Source organism: Candidatus Poriferisodalis sp. (genome assembly GCF_965214215.1).
Classification (GTDB): Bacteria; Actinomycetota; Acidimicrobiia; order Acidimicrobiales; family Poriferisodalaceae; genus Poriferisodalis.
Genome location: NZ_CBDCBD010000002.1, coordinates 344,218 through 361,210 on the forward strand (window position 1 = coordinate 344,218; position 16,993 = coordinate 361,210).

14 protein-coding genes are annotated in these 16,993 nt (G+C 66.6%); 7 read left to right on the top strand and 7 right to left on the bottom strand.

Features of this window, described 5'->3' with window-relative positions:
* Positions 1-4 precede the first annotated feature (4 nt).
* Entirely contained in the window at positions 5-4,171 is a 4,167-nt protein-coding gene (locus tag ACOOF5_RS01810) for a leucine-rich repeat domain-containing protein (RefSeq protein WP_420435996.1), read from the bottom strand.
* A 142-nt stretch (positions 4,172-4,313) separates the two neighbouring features.
* Here ACOOF5_RS01810 and ACOOF5_RS01815 point away from each other — a divergent pair, with 142 nt between their 5' ends.
* Positions 4,314-5,426 (top strand): acyl-CoA dehydrogenase family protein, encoded by a 1,113-nt coding sequence (locus ACOOF5_RS01815; protein ID WP_420435998.1) that lies wholly within the window; start codon positions 4,314-4,316, stop codon positions 5,424-5,426.
* Positions 5,427-5,617: 191 nt separating this feature from the next.
* Here the strand turns inward: ACOOF5_RS01815 and ACOOF5_RS01820 are convergent, their stop codons facing one another.
* The gene (locus tag ACOOF5_RS01820) at positions 5,618-6,493 is read right to left on the bottom strand and encodes an MBL fold metallo-hydrolase (RefSeq protein ID WP_420436000.1); all 876 of its coding nucleotides are present in this window, start codon (positions 6,491-6,493) and stop codon (positions 5,618-5,620) included.
* A gap of 267 nt (positions 6,494-6,760) precedes the next feature.
* On the opposite strand from ACOOF5_RS01820, the gene ACOOF5_RS01825 reads away from it, so the two are divergent.
* Entirely contained in the window at positions 6,761-7,069 is a 309-nt protein-coding gene (locus ACOOF5_RS01825) for a PGPGW domain-containing protein (protein WP_420436002.1), read from the top strand.
* A gap of 111 nt (positions 7,070-7,180) precedes the next feature.
* Here the strand turns inward: ACOOF5_RS01825 and ACOOF5_RS01830 are convergent, their stop codons facing one another.
* Complete coding sequence (locus ACOOF5_RS01830) at positions 7,181-8,857, bottom strand: fumarate hydratase (protein ID WP_420436004.1); 1,677 nt, start codon at positions 8,855-8,857, stop codon at positions 7,181-7,183.
* A gap of 127 nt (positions 8,858-8,984) precedes the next feature.
* On the opposite strand from ACOOF5_RS01830, the gene ACOOF5_RS01835 reads away from it, so the two are divergent.
* The 3 genes from ACOOF5_RS01835 (at position 8,985) to ACOOF5_RS01845 (ending at position 12,088) form a co-directional block, all read left to right on the top strand.
* On the top strand, positions 8,985-9,374 hold the full coding sequence (locus ACOOF5_RS01835; protein ID WP_420436006.1) for a VOC family protein: 390 nt from the start codon (positions 8,985-8,987) through the stop codon (positions 9,372-9,374).
* A gap of 72 nt (positions 9,375-9,446) precedes the next feature.
* Positions 9,447-10,829 (top strand): replication-associated recombination protein A, encoded by a 1,383-nt coding sequence (locus ACOOF5_RS01840; protein ID WP_420436008.1) that lies wholly within the window; start codon positions 9,447-9,449, stop codon positions 10,827-10,829.
* Positions 10,830-10,909: 80 nt separating this feature from the next.
* Complete coding sequence (locus tag ACOOF5_RS01845; RefSeq protein ID WP_420436010.1) at positions 10,910-12,088, top strand: phytanoyl-CoA dioxygenase family protein; 1,179 nt, start codon at positions 10,910-10,912, stop codon at positions 12,086-12,088.
* Between the two features lie 81 nt (positions 12,089-12,169).
* On the opposite strand, the gene ACOOF5_RS01850 is transcribed toward ACOOF5_RS01845, so the two are convergent.
* A complete protein-coding gene (locus ACOOF5_RS01850; RefSeq protein WP_420436012.1) occupies positions 12,170-13,222 on the bottom strand; it encodes an ABC transporter ATP-binding protein in 1,053 nt (350 codons plus the stop codon).
* Positions 13,223-13,377: 155 nt separating this feature from the next.
* On the opposite strand from ACOOF5_RS01850, the gene ACOOF5_RS01855 reads away from it, so the two are divergent.
* Positions 13,378-14,142 carry an SDR family NAD(P)-dependent oxidoreductase gene (locus ACOOF5_RS01855; RefSeq protein WP_420436014.1) on the top strand — a complete coding sequence of 255 codons (765 nt, stop codon included), beginning with the start codon at positions 13,378-13,380 and terminating at the stop codon, positions 14,140-14,142.
* Between the two features lie 54 nt (positions 14,143-14,196).
* Here the strand turns inward: ACOOF5_RS01855 and ACOOF5_RS01860 are convergent, their stop codons facing one another.
* The 3 genes from ACOOF5_RS01860 to ACOOF5_RS01870 are packed head-to-tail and all read right to left on the bottom strand — an operon-like array spanning position 14,197 to position 15,822.
* A complete protein-coding gene (locus ACOOF5_RS01860) occupies positions 14,197-14,613 on the bottom strand; it encodes a type II toxin-antitoxin system VapC family toxin (RefSeq protein ID WP_420436016.1) in 417 nt (138 codons plus the stop codon).
* A 6-nt stretch (positions 14,614-14,619) separates the two neighbouring features.
* Positions 14,620-14,862: a hypothetical protein gene (locus tag ACOOF5_RS01865; protein WP_420436018.1), complete on the bottom strand. Its 243-nt coding sequence runs from the start codon at positions 14,860-14,862 to the stop codon at positions 14,620-14,622.
* 42 nt (positions 14,863-14,904) lie between these two features.
* A complete protein-coding gene (locus tag ACOOF5_RS01870; protein WP_420436020.1) occupies positions 14,905-15,822 on the bottom strand; it encodes a 50S ribosomal protein L11 methyltransferase in 918 nt (305 codons plus the stop codon).
* A 131-nt stretch (positions 15,823-15,953) separates the two neighbouring features.
* Between ACOOF5_RS01870 and ACOOF5_RS01875 the strand changes: the two genes are divergently transcribed.
* Complete coding sequence (locus ACOOF5_RS01875; protein ID WP_420436022.1) at positions 15,954-16,922, top strand: hypothetical protein; 969 nt, start codon at positions 15,954-15,956, stop codon at positions 16,920-16,922.
* Positions 16,923-16,993: the final 71 nt, after the last annotated feature.

Sequence of the window (16,993 nt, forward strand, 5' to 3'; positions counted from 1 at the left end):
GCCGTTACAGGTCAGTTCGGTACAGGTAGCGGATGTCCCAGTAGCCATGCAGCGTGGGCGTGATGTTGCCGAACACGTTGCGCACGGCGCCCAGCCGCTCGCCGAGGGTCGTGTAGATCACCGGCACATTTTCCGCAGCGATCGCCTGGGCCTCGCGGTAGAGCTGAACTCGCTTGCCGTGATCGAACTCCTGGCTGGCCTCGATGTAGAGCCTGTCGATTTCGGCTTCCCACGCAGTCGCGGGTTCGTCCTGGAACGGGTGCCACAGATGCAGCGACTCGGAGCTGTGCCACAGCGAGATTCCGCTGTAGGGATCAGGCCCCCCTGTGAAGCCGATGAACATCGCCTCCCAGTCGTAGGTGGTCGTGAGCTGCGAGACCAAGTCTCCGAAATCGATCGTCTCATAGGTGACGTCGAGACCCACCGCGGTCAACCCGTCGTGAATAATCGCGGTAATGGCCTCTCGCACGGCGTTGCTGTCATTGGTCACCAGCGTGAACGAGATCGGGTTGCCTAGTTCGTCCTCGCGGATGCCGTCATCGTCGGTGTCGACCCAGCCCAAGCCGTCGAGGATCTCGTTCGCCTTGTCGATGTCGTACGGGTAGCGACGCACGTCAGGATTGTGGAAGTCGCCAGCGGCCGGGCTCACCGACGACCACTGCGGGTAGCCCAGGCCGTGCTGGACACCGTCGATTATGGCCGCCTTGTCCAACGTATGGGCCACGGCCTGACGGAAGCTGACGTTGCCGAACCAATGCAGTTTGGTCGGGTCCACGAACGGCTCGCCTTCAGCGTCAGCTCCCGGATTCTGGTTGAAGGTCAAGAAACTCGTGCCGAAGCCAGGGCCGCGCCTGTGCAACGCGAAGTCTTCCTCTGTCTGCAGCGGCTCGAGCAGCGCATATTCTTCGCCGAGCACTCCGTGGAAGTCTGTGGTGCCGTCGCGGAACAGCGGCAGCTCGAACGCGAAATCGGGCACCACGATGCGCACTACCTGGTCCAAATACGGGAGTTGCTGACCTTTGGCGTCGGTCTGCCAGTAATCCGGATTGCGCTCGAAAACAATCCGCTCGCCAGGGCTGTATTCGCCGATGGTGAACGGGCCGGTTCCGATGATCTCCGATGGGGCGGTGTCGATACCCCAGAACTCGGTGAAGGTGCCTGCGGTGATGGGCTCTTCCAGAAGGTGCTTGGGGTAGATGGACGTGCCCATCGAACGGAGGAATGGCGCGAACGGCCGCGGCAGCACGAATTCGACCGTGTGGTCGTCGAGCGCTGCGACTGTCATCTTCGACGTTTCCCAATCGCCGTCGTCATTGAGGTGCCGGAACTCGAACGAGGCGCGGCCGCGCGCGTTGAAGTCGTCGTTGTAGATGACCCGGTTGAAGGTGAACTCCACGTCGTGTGCCGTAAAGGGCGTTCCGTCGTGCCAAGTCACATCGTCTCGGAGGCGGAACACCCAACGCAGGCCGTCATCAGAGCTCTCCCACGACTCGGCGAGCAGGGGCTCTACTTCGTCGTTCAGCCACGAGGTCTCGGTGAGGCCCTCGAACAGGTAGCCCAGCACGTTCGACGTGCCTGCGTCATCGGCCAGCGCCAGGTTCAGGGTGAGCGGCTCGGAGATCGTCGATGTGGTGAGCGCGCCGCCGTGGGTGCCGATCTCGTAGGCGAAGTCTTCGGCATTGCGGCGCAGTTCGTCCACAATCTCGCTCGACGCCTCGGACTCGTCGGCTGCGCAGCCGGCCAGTTGCGACAGATCGTCGGCTAGGAACTCGATCTGACGCCATTCGGCGGGCATACAGCCGGTCAACTCGTTGGTGCCGCCAACCATGATCTGCTCAAGCTCGGTAAGCGAACCGAGTTCGGCGGGGATCGCTCCGGTCAGCTGGTTGTCTTGGAGCCAGAGTCGCCGCAGGCTGCTGAGCGCGCCGAATTCGGCCGGGATGGCACCGGTCAGCTGGTTGCCGTCGAGGTAGAGGCGCCGCAGCTTGGTGAGGTTGCCCAGCTCGGCAGGGATCTCGCCGGACAGCTGGTTGCCTCGCAGCCACGCCTCGGTCAGCTCGACGAGGTTGCCCAGCTCGGCGGGAATAGGGCCGGTGAACTCGTTGTCGTCGAGGTCGAGCCGTGTGAGGTTGACCAGGTTGCCCAGCTCGGCGGGAATGGGGCCGGTGAACTCGTTGTGCCACAGGTTGAGCCGCACAAGCGAGCTGAGATTGCCGAGCTCGACCGGGAGCTCGCCGCTCAACCGGTTGTAGCGGATGAAGAGGATCCGCAGGTTCGCCAGATTGCCGAATTCGGCGGGGAGCGGGCCTTCGAGCTGATTGACGCTGAGCGATATGCGCTCGAGACTGGCCATGTCGCCGAGGGCGGGCGGGATGTGGCCGGTCAGAGCGTTCCTGGAAAGGTCGAGGTTGATCAGCCGGTCCAAGTCGCCCAGCCAAGCGGGGATCACACCCGACAGCTGGTTGTCGTGCAGGACCAGTTGCTCGAGCTTCGTCAGCCGAGCCAGGCTGGTCGGCAGCGTCCCGGTGAGCGAGTTTCCGCTGAGATCCAGGTGCTCGAGCGCGCTGAGCTTGCCGAGTTGCGAGGGAATGAGACCGCTCAGCCGATTGCCTGCCAATCGAAGTTCGCGCAGGTTGGCGAGGCGTGTGATCGTGACCGGTATCGGGCCGGAAAGGCGATTGTTGCTCACATCGAGCTCGGTGAGCTTTGTGAGGTTCGCGACGGCCGTCTTTAACGGGCCCGACAGCTCGTTGTCGTCGAGCCGGAGCTGGCGAAGCTCGGTGAGACTCCATAGGGCATAGGGGATCTGCCCGTAGAGCGAGTTGTCGCTGAGGTCGAGGTGTTTCAGCGCCGTGAGCCCGCCGAGGCCGCTGGGGATCCGGCCGGTGAGCAGGTTGCGTTCAAGTCGCAGTTCCGCCAGGCGCTTGGCGTTCGCTATGGCAGCGGGGATGGCACCGGTGAGCTGGTTGTCAGCCAAATGCAGGACTTGGAGCTTGCTGAGGTTGCCGATCTGGCTGGGGATGACGCCCGTGAGCTGGTTCTGATCGAGCCGGAGTTCTATGAGCTTGGCGAGTTGGCCGATTTCGGCGGGAATCTCCCCCGCCAACTGGTTGTCTTCCAGCCACAGGTATCGCAGTTCGTCCAGATCACCCAACTCCGGGGGGATCGACCCTTCGAGGCGGTTGTGGCTGAGGTGCAGCCGTCTGAGCTCGGCGAGCTGGCCCATTTCGGCGGGAATCTCCCCGGTCAACCCATTCGCGCTGATGTCGAGGTCTTCGAGATCGCCGAGGCTTCCCAACGCCGCCGGGATCGACCCGGTGAGCTGGTTGCCTCGCAGGTTGAGTGCGATGAGCTGACTGAGGTCGCCGATTTCTGAGGGGATCTCGCCGGTGAGCTGATTGTTGGCGGCGTCGAGCCATTGCAGGTTGGAGAGTTCGCCGATCTCGGCCGGAATCTCGCCCGACAGGCTGTTGTAGCTCACATCGAGCCATTCCAGATTGTCGAGCTGACCGATCTCGGCGGGGAGCTCGCCCCAGAAGCGGTTGTGACTGATCGCCAGGCGCGAGAGCTGAGCCAACTCCCCCAATTCGGGGGGCAACTCGCCTGAGAAGCGATTGCCTCGCATGTCGAGCACGCGCAGGTTCTCGAGTTGCCACAGTTCGGCGGGATTCGCGCCCCACAGTGCGTTCCGTTTGACGTCGAGCACCGTCAAGTTGGTGAGGTTGCCGATTTCGGCGGGGATCTGGCGATAGAGCCGGTTGTTCTGCACGTCGAGCACCCGGAGGTCGGTGAGTTCGCCGATGGCCCGAGGAATCTCCCCATAGATGTCGTTGTCGCCAAGATCGAGACGCTGCAGACCGGTGAGCTGGCCGATTGCGGCAGGCAGCTCGCCCGACAGCCCGTTGGACGTCAATTCGAGGCGCACCACCCGGCCGTCGCCGTCGGTCGCGACGCCATACCACTGGTCAAGCGGCGCCGCGGAGCCCCAGAGATCGCTGCGCTCCCAACCGTCCCCGTTCGTCGCTTCGTACAGCTCCATCAGCGCGCCGCGATCCGACGGCTCGCCGCCGTGCTCGCTGGCGGCGACGGGCACCGCCAGTTGACAGATCAATGTCACCACCAGCGTGATGGCCACTGCCCGTGCCGAGATGCCGTGACTGGCTCGCTTCATGTGCACATCCTCACGTCGGGCGCATTGGCAAGCGGATGGACGCGCAGAATACAACTCAGCCCCCATGACCCCGTGGAGCCTCGCCGACCGCCGATGGTCGGTGAAATAACACGCCCGGCCGATGCGCCATAGGGTCTCGGCGATGGACTATCGCTGGCCCCAGGAGCTGACCGATCTGGCCGACGAAGCTGCCGAGTGGGTGCGGGAGGCGACTGCGGATCTGTTCACCATCGACGACAGCTGGTTAGTCGGCTACTCGGAGGAGTTCACGCTCCGGCTGGGTGCGCGCGGCTGGATCGGGATGTGCTGGCCCGTCGAGGCCGGCGGCGACGGTCGGCCCGAGGTCGAGCGGTTCGTGGTCACCGAGCAGCTTCTGCTGGGCGGTGCGCCGATGGCCAGCTCGTTCTTTCCCGATCGTCAGATTGGCCCGGTGCTGCTGACCTACGGCACCGCAGAACAGCAGGCCCGGTTTCTGCCCGAGATGCGTGCGGGCCGGTCGCGCTGGTGCATCGGCATGTCCGAGCCCGACGCCGGCTCTGATGTGGCAGCCATCGGCACGACGGCAGTGCGCGACGGCGACCGGTTCATCGTGAACGGCCAGAAGATCTGGACCAGCGGCGCCGCCGCGGCGAACTGGTGCTACCTGATCTGCCGGACCGACCCCGACGCGCCGCCGCACAAGGGCATGAGCGAACTGATCGTGCCGATGGACGCCCCTGGCATCGAGGTTCGACCGATCCGCGATGCGTCCGGCGATGCGCACTTCAACGAGGTGTACTTCGACGATGTGGAGGTGCCGGTCGAGAATCTGGTGGGCGAACTCAACAACAGCTTCTCCCAGACGATGCGCCAGCTCGAACACGAGCGGGGCGGCATCGACCGGCTGGCGTCGAACCAGCGGCTGTACCTGGACATGAAGGACCGGGCCGACACCACCGATCCGCTCGTTCGCCAGCGGATGGCTCGCATCGAGACTGGTTACCGGATCGGCCGCGACATGGTGCTGCGCAATGTGCTGCGCCAGACTCCTTTCCCGCAGTACTCCGCGGTGACCAAGACGTGGTGTACCGAGTTCGAGCAGGACGTCTCCCGTTTCGTGGGCGAGGTGGCCGGTGCCGACACGATGCTGTCGAACCGGGTGTCGCGCAATGTGACCTACGCGCCCGCCTACACGATCATGGGCGGCACGACGCAGATCCTGCGCAACATCATCGGCGAGCGGATCCTGCGGCTGCCGCGAGAGCCCCGCGGCTAGGTGCGCCCGCTGCGGAGGCGGCAGGACCCTCTGCTCCCGCGATCCAGCAGGCGAGAGATACGCAACTCTCCGCATTTCTCAAATGGCGTCATCCGCGAATTCGCCGTGCATTTGCCAGGGATCCGGTCGCAACGTAGCAGAGTCCCCTGCCGCCTCCGCAGCTATGGCATTTGCGCCTACCGGCTCCGGTTCTAGGGGGCGAAGATCCAGCTGTCTGGCTGGTCGGTCGCGACGATGTGGCCGGCGGTGCGCCCGGCGAAATGGGTGCCGATGACGAGCCGGCCGTCGGACCAGCGGGGGAAGGCGTCGAGGCGGGTGGCGGTGGAGGTGCCGTCGGCGGAGTAGTCGGCGCTGGAGGCCATGTCGGGGCGGGCGAACTGCAGCGGGTGGTGGATCATGTCGCCGGTGATGACCGCCTGCTCCCCCGCTGAGGAGATGATGACGCTGACGTGGCCCGGGGTATGGCCAGGTGTCGACTCGAACCACACTTCGTCGTTGATGCGATGGTCGGGGCTGACGAGGTCGGCGAGGCCAGCGTCGGTGATCGGCTGCACCGAGTCTTCGAAGACCGGCCCGTAGTCCTGCGGCTCGGAGCGCCAGTAGTCGTACTCGGCCTGGACGAACAGGTAGCGGGCGTTCGGGAACGTCGGCACCCACTGCCCGTCGACGAGGCACGTGTTCCAGCCGACGTGATCGACGTGCAGGTGGGTGCACACGACGAAGTCGATGGTCGCGGGGTCAAATCCTGCTGCGGTGAAGTCCTCAAGGAATGGCGTGGAGAGCTGCTCGAACGGTGGTGCTCCCGGCCGCGACTTGTCGTTGCCGACGCAGGTGTCGACGATGATGCGCAAGCCCCCGGACTCGATGACCACCGCGTGCATCGACAGGCGCATGCGTCCGTCGTCGGTGACGAAGTCGGGCCGCAGCCAGTCATAGTCGTCGATGACGTCCTCGGCGCCGGGCAGCAGGACGCCGAACGGCCAGTGAACCTCAAGTTCAGCTATCCGGGTGAGGCGAGCGTCGCCCACGTTCCAGGTGATCGGAATGGACTTGTCGACCGTCGGCATAGTCGGCGCTCCTCGTTGTCGAGTGGGTCTGCAGGGCTGATTTGCGAACACACGACGAATCGGCGTTGCGCGGCGCTCAGGACGCGCCACACTATTGCCGCTCTTGCGCCCTCTGCGAGGAGACCGATGAACGAACCAGTACCGACTGCCGCTGACTCAGACTTCGACGATCCCACGCGAAGCGATCGATTCCGCGAGGCGGCGATCGATGCCGAGCTAGCTACCGGCGAACGCGAGCCGACCCGGCGCAAGGCGTGGCGTCAGGTCATGGTGCGCATGGTCCGGATGGGCGTGGGCCTCGGCGTCGTCGGTCTCGGCATCATCATGCTGCCGCTGCCCGGCCCGGGCATGCTCGTGATCGCCGTCGGCCTCGCGATTCTTGCCCGTGACGTGGCCTGGGCGGATCGGCTGCTGCGCAAGGTGCGGGAGCGGCTGCCGTCCGATGCCGAAGGGAAGCTGCCGCGCTCGACCATCGTCACGATGGTCCTGCTGACAGCGGCGGGCATCGCTGCATCGATCTGGTTCACCGTCGGCGACATCAACCCGCTCGACGTGATCCTGTCCTGGCGCGACTGAGTTCTATTGCCGCGAGCGAGGGCGGAGCCCTCCCGCTTTCTATCGTCGCGAGCGAGGGCGGAGCCCTCCCGCTTTCTATTGTCGCGAGCGAGGGCGGAGCCCTCCCGCTTTCTATTGTCGCGAGCGGGGGCGAAGCGCTTCCGCTCGCACAGGCACAGTGGAGACTTCGCTGTAGAAGTCGTTGCCCTTGTCGTCGACGATGATGAACGCGGGGAAGTCCTCGACGTCGATCTGCCAGACGGCCTCCATGCCCAGTTCGGGGTATTCCAGCACTTCGACCTTGCGGATCGAGTCCTTCGCCAGCCGGGCTGCGGGGCCGCCGATGGAGCCCAAGTAGAAGCCGCCGTAGCGAGCGCAGGCCTCGACGACCTGACGGGAGCGGTTGCCCTTGGCGAGCATGACGAGGCTGCCGCCGGCGGCCTGGAACTGCTCGACGTAGGAATCCATGCGGCCGGCGGTTGTGGGGCCAAACGAGCCCGACGCATAACCCTCGGGGGTCTTGGCGGGACCGGCGTAGTAGACGGGGCGTTCGCGTAGATAGTCGGGCAAGCCGTCGCCGGCGTCGAGGCGTTCCTTGAGCTTGGCGTGGGCGATGTCGCGGGCGACCACGAGCGTTCCGGTCAGCGACAGCCGGGTCTTGACTGGATGGCGGGTGAGCTGGTTGCGGATCGCGTCCATTGGCTGGTTCAGGTCGATTGGCACGACGCCGGTGGTCAGCTCCTGCTCATCGGTCTCGGGCAGGAACCTGGCGGGGTCGGTTTCGAGCTGTTCGAGGAAGATGCCGTCTGCGGTGATCCGCCCGAGCGCTTGGCGGTCGGCCGAGCACGAAACGGCGATCGCCACGGGGCAGCTGGCGCCGTGGCGGGGCAGCCGGATGACCCGCACGTCGTGGCAGAAGTACTTGCCGCCAAACTGCGCCCCGATGCCGAACTCGCGGGTGAGTTCGAGGACCCGCCCTTCCCATTCGAGGTCGCGGAAGCCATGGCCGGCTTCGCTGCCCGCTGTGGGGAGCGTGTCGAGGTACTTGGCCGAGGCGTATTTGGCGGTCTTGACGGCGAATTCGGCTGAGGTGCCGCCGATGACGACCGCCAGGTGGTACGGCGGGCAGGCAGATGTGCCCAGCGTGCGCAAGGTGGTGTCGAGGAACGCGGTGAGGCTCTCGGGATTGAGCAGCGCCTTGGTCTCCTGGAACAGGAAGCTCTTGTTGGCCGAGCCTCCGCCCTTGGCCATGAAGACCAGCTCGTACTCGTCGCCCGGCGATGCGTAGATCTCGATCTGGGCAGGCAGGTTGTTGCCGGTGTTGCGCTCGGTGAACATGTCGAGCGGGGCGAGTTGGGAGTAACGCAGGTTCGAGGTGAGGAAGGTGTCGGCGACGCCTTGGGAGATGGCCTCGGCATCGTCGAAATCGGGATTCTCAGCGGTGCCGGTGAGCACCCGCTCGCCCTTGTGGCCCCACACGATCGCCGTGCCGGTGTCCTGGCAGCTGGGCAGCACTCCCCCAGCCGCGATGTTGGCGTTCTTGAGCAGTTCGAGCGCCACGAAGCGGTCGTTGGGCGATGCCTCTGGATCGTCCAGAATCGCCGCGAATGACGCCAGGTGGTTCGTGCGGAACAGGTGGGCGATATCGCGCATGGCCTCCGCGGTGAGCATCCGCAACGCTTCGGGCTCGACTTGGAGGAAGCGCCGACCTGCGGCGGTGACCGTCGAGACGTGATCCGACGTGAGGTGCCGGTAGGTCACGTCCGCGGGACCCGTGGGAAGCAGATCCACGTGGGCGTACTCGCTCATTGCTTCATGCTACGGACGCGTGCTCCCGGGTTATCGGAGAGCCCGGGCGCGCGGCGGCAGGGGCCCGCTGCTGGCAGTTCGCCGAGGGCGGTCGCCCGCAGCTCGATCGGGCGACGAGAATGTGGCTGTGGCATCTGTCGAGACGATCAATGCGATCACATTGCGGACCTCGGTCATGGCGGTATCGGTGCGCTTCTATGAGGCTCTGGGCTTCCGGCTCACCTACGGCGGTGACGATGCGCCGTTCAGCACTTTGCGCAGCGGCGCGTGCTTCGTGAATCTGATCGCGGTGGCCAGCCCTGTCGAGGCCGAGACCGGCTGGGGCAGGGTGATCTTCCACGTGGACGATGTCGACGCGCTCTACCAGCAGGCGCTCGACGCAGACCTCACTCCCCAGGCACCGCCCCGCGATGCGCCCTGGGGAGAGCGCATGTTCCCGATCACCGACCCCGCCGGGCACGACCTGAGCTTCGCCAAGCGCATCCGTGCCTACGAGGAGGATCATCCAGACCTGTGATCCGCGCATCGGGCGGAGCCGTGCTGCCGAGGTCGTGATGGGCGACGTGACGCGAGCGCGTACCGTCGGGGCGTGAGCGAGGGGCTGTTCGAAGCTGCTGGCAGGGAACGCCTGGACCGGAGGGCGCCGCTCGCGGCGCGGCTGCGACCCAGGTCGCTCGACGAGATCGTGGGTCAGGACCATCTGCTCGCTCCCGGCAGGCCGTTGCGCGAGCTGATCGAGGCGGACCGCTTGTCGTCGGTGATCCTGTGGGGGCCTCCGGGCACCGGCAAGACGACTTTGGCCCGAGTGGTCGCAGCGAGCACGGCGAAGGAGTTCTGCGAGCTGTCGGCTGTGAGCGCCACAGTCAAGGATGTACGCGAAGTGATAGCGGAGGCTCGGCTGCGCATCGGCGAGCTCGAACGGGGCACGATCCTGTTCCTCGACGAGGTTCACCGGTTCAACAAGGCCCAGCAGGATGCGCTGCTGCCAGCGGTCGAGGACGGCTTGATCGTGCTCATCGGTGCCACCACCGAGAACCCGCACTTCGAGGTGAACCCGCCGCTGCTGTCACGCTCGACGCTGTTTCGCCTCGAACCGCTCGACGATGCTGCGTTACGGACGCTCATCGACCGGGCGCTCTCGGCCGAGGGTGCCACCGCCGACGCTGACGCCGTCGATCACATCGCGGCCCGCAGCGGAGGCGACGGCCGCCACGCCCTCACGAGCACGGAGGTGGCTGTGGCCCTGGCCACCCAGCGCGGGGGATCAGAGGCGCTCGAAGCCATGGAGATCAGCGGGGCAGCCCATGCGGTGCCTGACGAGACTGCCGGAAGTCCACACGTCGCGTTGGTCGATGCAGAGCACGCCGTCGACGCGAAAGCCGTCCGTTATGGCGCCGACGGCCACTACGACACGATCAGCGCGTTCATCAAATCGCTGCGCGGCTCGGATCCCGATGCCGGGCTGTACTGGTTGGCCCGCATGCTCGACGCCGGGGAGGATCCGCGCTTCATCGCCCGCCGCATGGTCATCCTCGCCTCCGAGGACATCGGCATGGCAGACAGCACAGCCCTGCTGGTAGCCGAAGCGGCTGCCCGAGCTGTCGAGTACGTCGGCCTGCCCGAGGCCCAGCTCAACTTGGCGCACGCCGTCGTGCGCTTGGCGACGGCGCCCAAGTCGAACCGGGTCACCGTCGCGCTCAGCCGAGCCAAGGCCGACGCCCGCATCGCTGGTGCCGGCGAGGTGCCCATTCACCTGCGCGACGCCCACTACCAAGGCGCCGCATCGCTGGGCCACAGCGATGGATACCAGTACCCGCACGACGATCCGAGCGGTTGGGTGCCACAGCAGCACCGGCCCGACGAGGTGGCCGCCAACATCTACTGGGAGCCCTCCGAACACGGCCGCGAGCGGGACCTGCGAAGGCCAGCACCGGCCGATGACACCCCCGGGACGCAGGACCGAGCCCGGTAGGAGGGCCTCGCGCCGTGGTTGAATGACAGGGACGGCAGGGGCACCTCGGCATGCCCCAGACCCTGGTACGGGGGTGTGACATGAGTGCAGGTGCGGCAACGCTCGGGCTGGCAGAGGTGCCCATCGTCAACTACGGCGATGTCGAGGACGAGATGGTCGCCTACCGAGCGGCCGGCACCGAACGAGCGATGCAACTCGGCAATCGCGGCCCGATCCGGTTCACCGACGACGGCGACTTGCACCCCGAGATCGTCGCGGCGTACTCGCGCTGCGGCTTCTACGTCTTCACCGGCGTGCTCGAGCCTGACGAGCTAGCCGACATCGAGGCCGACGTCATCGACATGCTGGACCGCTGCCCTACTGCGCCCGACGCCACCACTGACCGTCACGGACAGCCCGCGCTCGGCGCCGGCCATCAGGGTCGCAACGTCAGCTTCGTCCGCCCGCTGACCGACCCCTACGGCGGCACCGATGTGGCCCACGGTCGTCATCCGTTCAAGATGTTCGAGCCCTCGGCGCCAGACGAAGCGCCCGAATGGGTCGTGCAGGTCATCAGCGGCTCGCTGCAGTTCTCCGAAGCATGCCTGCGGCTGTACGGCCATCCCGGTCTGCTCGGCGTCGCGCAGGCACTGAACGGCCCCGATTTCACCCCGTTCAACGAGGTCGTGTGGATCAAGCAGCCCGGATTGGGCGGATCGGTGGCGTGGCACCAGGATGGCTGGACGCACTGGGACCATCCCGAACTCGACGAGGGCACCCACGGCTTCAACTTCATGGCCCAGCTGTACGGCTGCGATGCCACCAACGGCCTGTGGGTGGTGCCCGGCTCTCATCGCATGGGCAAGGTGGACATCAAGGCCATGTGCCTCGCCGCCGGCTCGGACCGCCTCGCCGACGCAGTCCCGGTCGTGTGCGACCCCGGCGACGTAGCCATCACCAGCCGCCAAGCCATTCACGGCTCGTTCGCGAACACGTCCGAACGGCCCCGGGTCACCCTCAACTTCGGCTTCCACCGCCGCCGATCGGTGTTCGGCGTGCGCAGCGGCGGCGTCCACAACCCGATCTCGCTCTATGACGAGGCCTACATCGCCGAGCGGTCGCGTGTGATCGGCTGGGCCATTGACGCTCGCTCCAAGCGCTTCGAGGCCGAAACGCCGTTCGTCTACCAGCCCAATGCGGGCCGCGAGCACGAATTCGTCTGGAACGACGCCGCCCGCGAGGCCATCGCGGACTACAACCTCAAAGACATCGGCATCTAGCGCCCCTGGATCAGCTGAGGTGCTGGCTCGGCGGGACGGTGCGCCCGTCGGGGCGAAATCCTCGGCCTGACAGACAGCGTGTCAGGACACGAGCGCGAGCACGGCGCTTGGGCCGATGTGCAGCTGAACGCCGGCACCGACTGCTGGGCCGTGGGGAGTGATGGCATCCAAGGTAGTAGCGACCCCGCCGACGTCGGCCTCCACCCGCAGCTCGTAGCGGTCGCCGCGGAAGCGACGCCGGACCACCGTGGCGGGCAGCCGCGCGAACCGATCATCGCCCGTGACGCCCGTGCCGTCAAAGCCAGTTGCCACTACTTCAATGCGATCAGCGCGCAGAACGAAGCTTCCCTGGCGTCCGGCGGCCCTGACGAGCATGGGCGGCACTTCGGAGTCGAACACGTTGGTGTGCCCCAAGAATCGAGCAACCTGCGCGGTTTGGGGGTCGGTCCAGACCTCCTCGGGAGTGCCGATCCGCAGCAACCGGCCTGACGCCATCACCGCAATGCGGTCCGCGAGGGCAAATGCCTCATGATGGTCATGGGTGACGTGAACGGCGGTGACGCCGACCTCGTCGAGCACCGGCCGCAGTTCGTTGATGAGCCGCTCTCTCAGCAGCCGGTCCAGCGAGCCGAACGGCTCGTCGAGCAGCAGCACTCTCGGTTCGGGGGCGAGCGCCCGAGCCAGCGAGACACGTTGCCCTTCGCCACCTGACAGCGTTGCGACGTCGCGGCCGTTGAAACCCGCCAATCCGACCAACTCGAGCACTTCGGCAACCCGCCGACGCCGTTGCGCAAGGGGCACCTTGGCCATGCGCAGGCCGAAGGCAACGTTGCCCTCGACGTCGTAGTGCGGGAACAGCACTTCGTCCTGAAACATCAGGCCGATGCCGCGCTGGTCGGGGCGACGGCCGGTCAGGTCACGCCCGTCGAGCTCGATCCGTCCGGCATCGAGCGGCTGCAGCCCCGCGGCTGCGCGCAGCAGCGTGGTCTTGCCGCAGCCCGAAGGGCCGAGCAACACGACCATCTCGCCATCGCCGACGGCGAGGTCGACCCCGTCGAGTGCCTTCGTCCGGTCGAAGTGGACGTGAGCGCCGGTGATGCGCAGCGTCCCTCCGCCCGTTCCCGTTGTCGCCACGACCCTGACGCTAGGCAATCGGCAACGGTCCGTTGACCTCATTTTCATGGAGCCGCGTGGCGCCTTGGCGGGTCGACCGAGCAGGCGCGGGCGGTCTGACGCAGACTGATGCGGCACAAAGTGCGCGACAGCGTGTATGACGGAGGAACCCGGGTATGGCGGAGCGGCTTAGCGGACGGACGGCGCTGGTGACCGGAGCGAGCCGGGGCATCGGCGAGCACTGCGCCCGGGCTTTGGCACGAGATGGCGCTCGGGTGGCGTTGGCGGCACGAACCGCCCACGATCTGGACCGCATTGCGGCTGAGCTGCCGTATGACCCCATGGTGCTCGAGAGTGATCTGAGCGCGGAGGGAGCCGGCGCCAAGCTGGCTGCCGCTGCCGTCGACGCGCTGGGCGGAGTCGACATCTTGGTGAACAACGCTGGCCGGGGCGAGCTTCGAGAACCCGGCGGCGACCAAGCCGTGCTGCAATTGAACTACCTGGCGCCGCTCGAGCTCACCCGGGCGCTGGCCCGCCAGATGGGCGGGCGCGGGCACGGCTCGGTCATTCATATGTCCTCGATTGCCGGCTCGGTGGGCGTGAGCGAGCTGCCCACCTATGGGGCGACCAAAGCCGCGCTCGACTCGCTCACCCGCTCGCAGGCAGCCACCTACGGGCGCTTCGGCATCCGGGTGAACGCAGTGGCGCCGGGGCTGATCATCACCGAGATGTGGGAGGCCGGCCGTGAGATCCCCGGCCTCGCCGACGGCCTCGAGCGCCACATCGCTCTGGGCCGCTGGGGTGTGCCCGAAGAGATCGCCGATGTGGTCGCGTTCCTCGCCTGCGACGAATCCCGCTACGTGACCGGCCAAACGATCACAGTCGACGGTGGCTACCAAGGTGTCACCGCCTGGGCCAACTACCCAGCGCCGGGCTCCTAGCGGGCATGAATCCTCACCGTCGCCCCGCCGACTTACTGCCGCGAGAACGGCGAACTATGGCAGCACCCTGAACGCTCGACGCCGCTCGGGGCCGTAGCGATACACCCGGAAGTCGACGTCCAAAGACAGCGCCTCGGAGATCCCGAGTCGTTCCATGAGCGCCCAACTCGTCCTGTCGGTCAACGAGAAGCCCTGGTCTTCAAACTTGAGCCGGATCGACTCGGCAGCTTGAAGATCGTGGTCCGTGGTGCACTCGATTCGGGTCCGCGAAGCGCGGATCGCGCTCACTGCTTGGTTCGCTGCCACGTGGTGAGTCCGGACGTTCACAAGGTTCCACAGTTCGACCAGCACGTGATCACTGGTGACGAGCGATGACTCATGGTCGGTCAGGAGCGAATAAGCGATGTCCCGGTCGGCATCGCTCTCATCTACAGCCGCGTACCAGACGCTGGTGTCGACGAACTTCGCCACCTGGGCTCACAAGCCCTTATCGGCGTAGTACTTGTCGATTGCCTCGCCGATCATCTGCTGCTTGTTATTCCGGATGTTCGAACCGCCGCTGTTGATCAGCCCGAAGAGGGCTGTGATGCTTTGCGCCGGAGCCTCCTCCTCTTCGAGATCTCGGTCGACGAGCCGGCGGATGTACTCCGACAGGGAGATGCCTTGCTGGGCTGCCTTGCGCTTGGCGAGGGCGTGCTGGTTGTCGGTCAGAACGATCATGGTGCGCATACTGTCACCCCTGCATATGCGGCAGAGCATATTTTATGCCGTCGCGTCGTCCGATCGTCTGTTCGCTACAGCCACCCAGTCGTCGAGCCGGACGGGGTCCACCAGTTCGATGCCGTGGGGGCGATAGGCGGCAGCGACTGACGAAGTCTGCGCTGCGGAGATGCCGCTGACGGCGAGCCGTCCATCCGGTGCGACCCGTGCGGCAATGTCGCCGGCGAGCGGCATCAGCACGTCGGCAGTGATGTTGGCCACCACCACGTCGAATGTGCCGAGCTCGGAGCTGCCGACAAGGGCCGTGCTGAAGCTGGCCACTCCGTCGAGGCCGTTGCGCCGGGCGTTGGCCTGCGCCGCCGAAACTGCCGCTGGCTCGATGTCGATCCCCACCGCCTCAGCCGCGCCCAGTCGGGCAGCCACCAGGGCCAGCACCCCGCTGCCGCACCCCACATCGAGGACCCGCTCGCCGCCAGTCAGCTCCCCCGCCAGCCATTCGGCCAGTAGCCGGGTGGACGGGTGGGTGCCGGCTCCAAATGCTCCGCCAGGATCGATCTCAACGACTGCCGGGGCCTCGGCGTCTGCCCACGGGAAGCACAGGGCCGACTTCTCCCCCACAGGCACCGCCCGGTTGCGGTTCAGCCAACCAACGCCATGCGCCTCGTCGGGCGGTCCCAGCACGGCGGCGTGACCGTCGGCGCGCAGCTGGGCCACCGCATCGCGGGCCGTCTCATCGTCGGTCACCCGAACCCGACTCACCCACCTCCCCCGCCTCAGCCTTTCCTGGGTCACCACGAGCGCCATGGCCGTCAGCCAATGCGGCAGCAACGGGCTGCCGTCCTCGCGAGGCATCTGGCCGCCACGGGCCTCCGCGAGCGGGGCACCGCCGGCGACAATGACGCACGCGCCGCCGAACCGCGCATCACCCCACGGGTTCGCCCACGATCGTTGCTTGCTCACCCCGGCATTCTCGCCGTCAAAGCCCAATGCACCGCGAAACAGCCGACCACTCGACTCGGCGGCCGGTGCCGCCGATGTGATGCCGAACTGCGGTACAGGTAAAGGGCCACGACGGCGAAAGCGGCGGCATCATGACGAACAGATTCACAGCGGCCATGGCGTTCGCAGCGCTGGTGATCTCGGTGCTGTCGCTGTTCGTCGCCCTGAGCGCCACCACAGACGAAGTGACGCCGCAGACCAGCGATCTGTCCGCTCCGACCACCGCCCCGGTCAGCGACGAGACCGCGACCGCCGCTACAACCGCCACGACAGGCTCGCCGCCGGTCGTGGCAGAGACCACGATTCCGGCGCCAGCGACAACGGCGCCCCCACCGACCATCTCGGTGCCGCCCACCTCGGCGCCGCTGCCGGGCACGCCGGCCGAATTCGGGCCGGCCGCCGGAACCCCGCTTGGCGTGGTCGGCGTCAGCCACGACGACTTCCTCAACGTCCGTGACGTTCCCAACGGCAGCGTCGTGGCCACGCTCTCGCTGCGCATCGCTCCCGGCGATCCAGCAAACAGCGAGCTGCAGGTCGGCGATCCAGCCGCTGAGGACTCAATTGCGACGTTGAGCCTCGACGGCATCACGGCCACCGGTCGCACACGAGATCTCACCACCAGCACCTGGCACGAAATCCAAGTCGGACCGGTGATCGGCTGGGCCAGCAGCAAATACCTCGCGCCGCTGACGCCCAGCGTGCGGCTCGACATGACGGCTCAGGTCCAGAGTGCGGTGGGCAGCACGCCGACCGCACCCACGCTGACCGAGCTCGCGAGCGTGGTCGCTGCTGCGTTCGCATCGGACGAGCCTGCGTCGCGCATCCGGGTGACGGCCGCGCCCAGGGCGATCGACGGCTTGGCGGAGATCACCGTCGATGTGGTTGGGCTGGCAGACGATTCCGTGCGCGGCTACCGACTGCTGATCTCCGCCGACCCGGCCGGCGACTGGAGGGCTGACAACGTCGACACGGCCGGCGGCCCATTCACGCTGCGCAACGTGATGGCGACACCCCTGTGCTACAGCCACCGCGGCACCGGCGACAACGGTCTCTGCAACTGAGGTGGCAAGGCGTTCGTTTGGTGTCGCAACCCGTCGCTAGGGTTGTAGCCCGCCGAGGGAGCCCGCACAGC

Coding starts and splice junctions, on each gene's coding strand:
- ACOOF5_RS01810 (WP_420435996.1), bottom strand. CDS start 4,171: ATGAAGCGAGCCAGTCACGGCATCTCGGCACGGGCAGTGGCCATCACG.
- ACOOF5_RS01815 (WP_420435998.1), top strand. CDS start 4,314: ATGGACTATCGCTGGCCCCAGGAGCTGACCGATCTGGCCGACGAAGCT.
- ACOOF5_RS01820 (WP_420436000.1), bottom strand. CDS start 6,493: ATGCCGACGGTCGACAAGTCCATTCCGATCACCTGGAACGTGGGCGAC.
- ACOOF5_RS01825 (WP_420436002.1), top strand. CDS start 6,761: ATGGTGCGCATGGTCCGGATGGGCGTGGGCCTCGGCGTCGTCGGTCTC.
- ACOOF5_RS01830 (WP_420436004.1), bottom strand. CDS start 8,857: ATGAGCGAGTACGCCCACGTGGATCTGCTTCCCACGGGTCCCGCGGAC.
- ACOOF5_RS01845 (WP_420436010.1), top strand. CDS start 10,910: ATGAGTGCAGGTGCGGCAACGCTCGGGCTGGCAGAGGTGCCCATCGTC.
- ACOOF5_RS01855 (WP_420436014.1), top strand. CDS start 13,378: ATGGCGGAGCGGCTTAGCGGACGGACGGCGCTGGTGACCGGAGCGAGC.
- ACOOF5_RS01865 (WP_420436018.1), bottom strand. CDS start 14,862: ATGATCGTTCTGACCGACAACCAGCACGCCCTCGCCAAGCGCAAGGCA.
- ACOOF5_RS01875 (WP_420436022.1), top strand. CDS start 15,954: ATGACGAACAGATTCACAGCGGCCATGGCGTTCGCAGCGCTGGTGATC.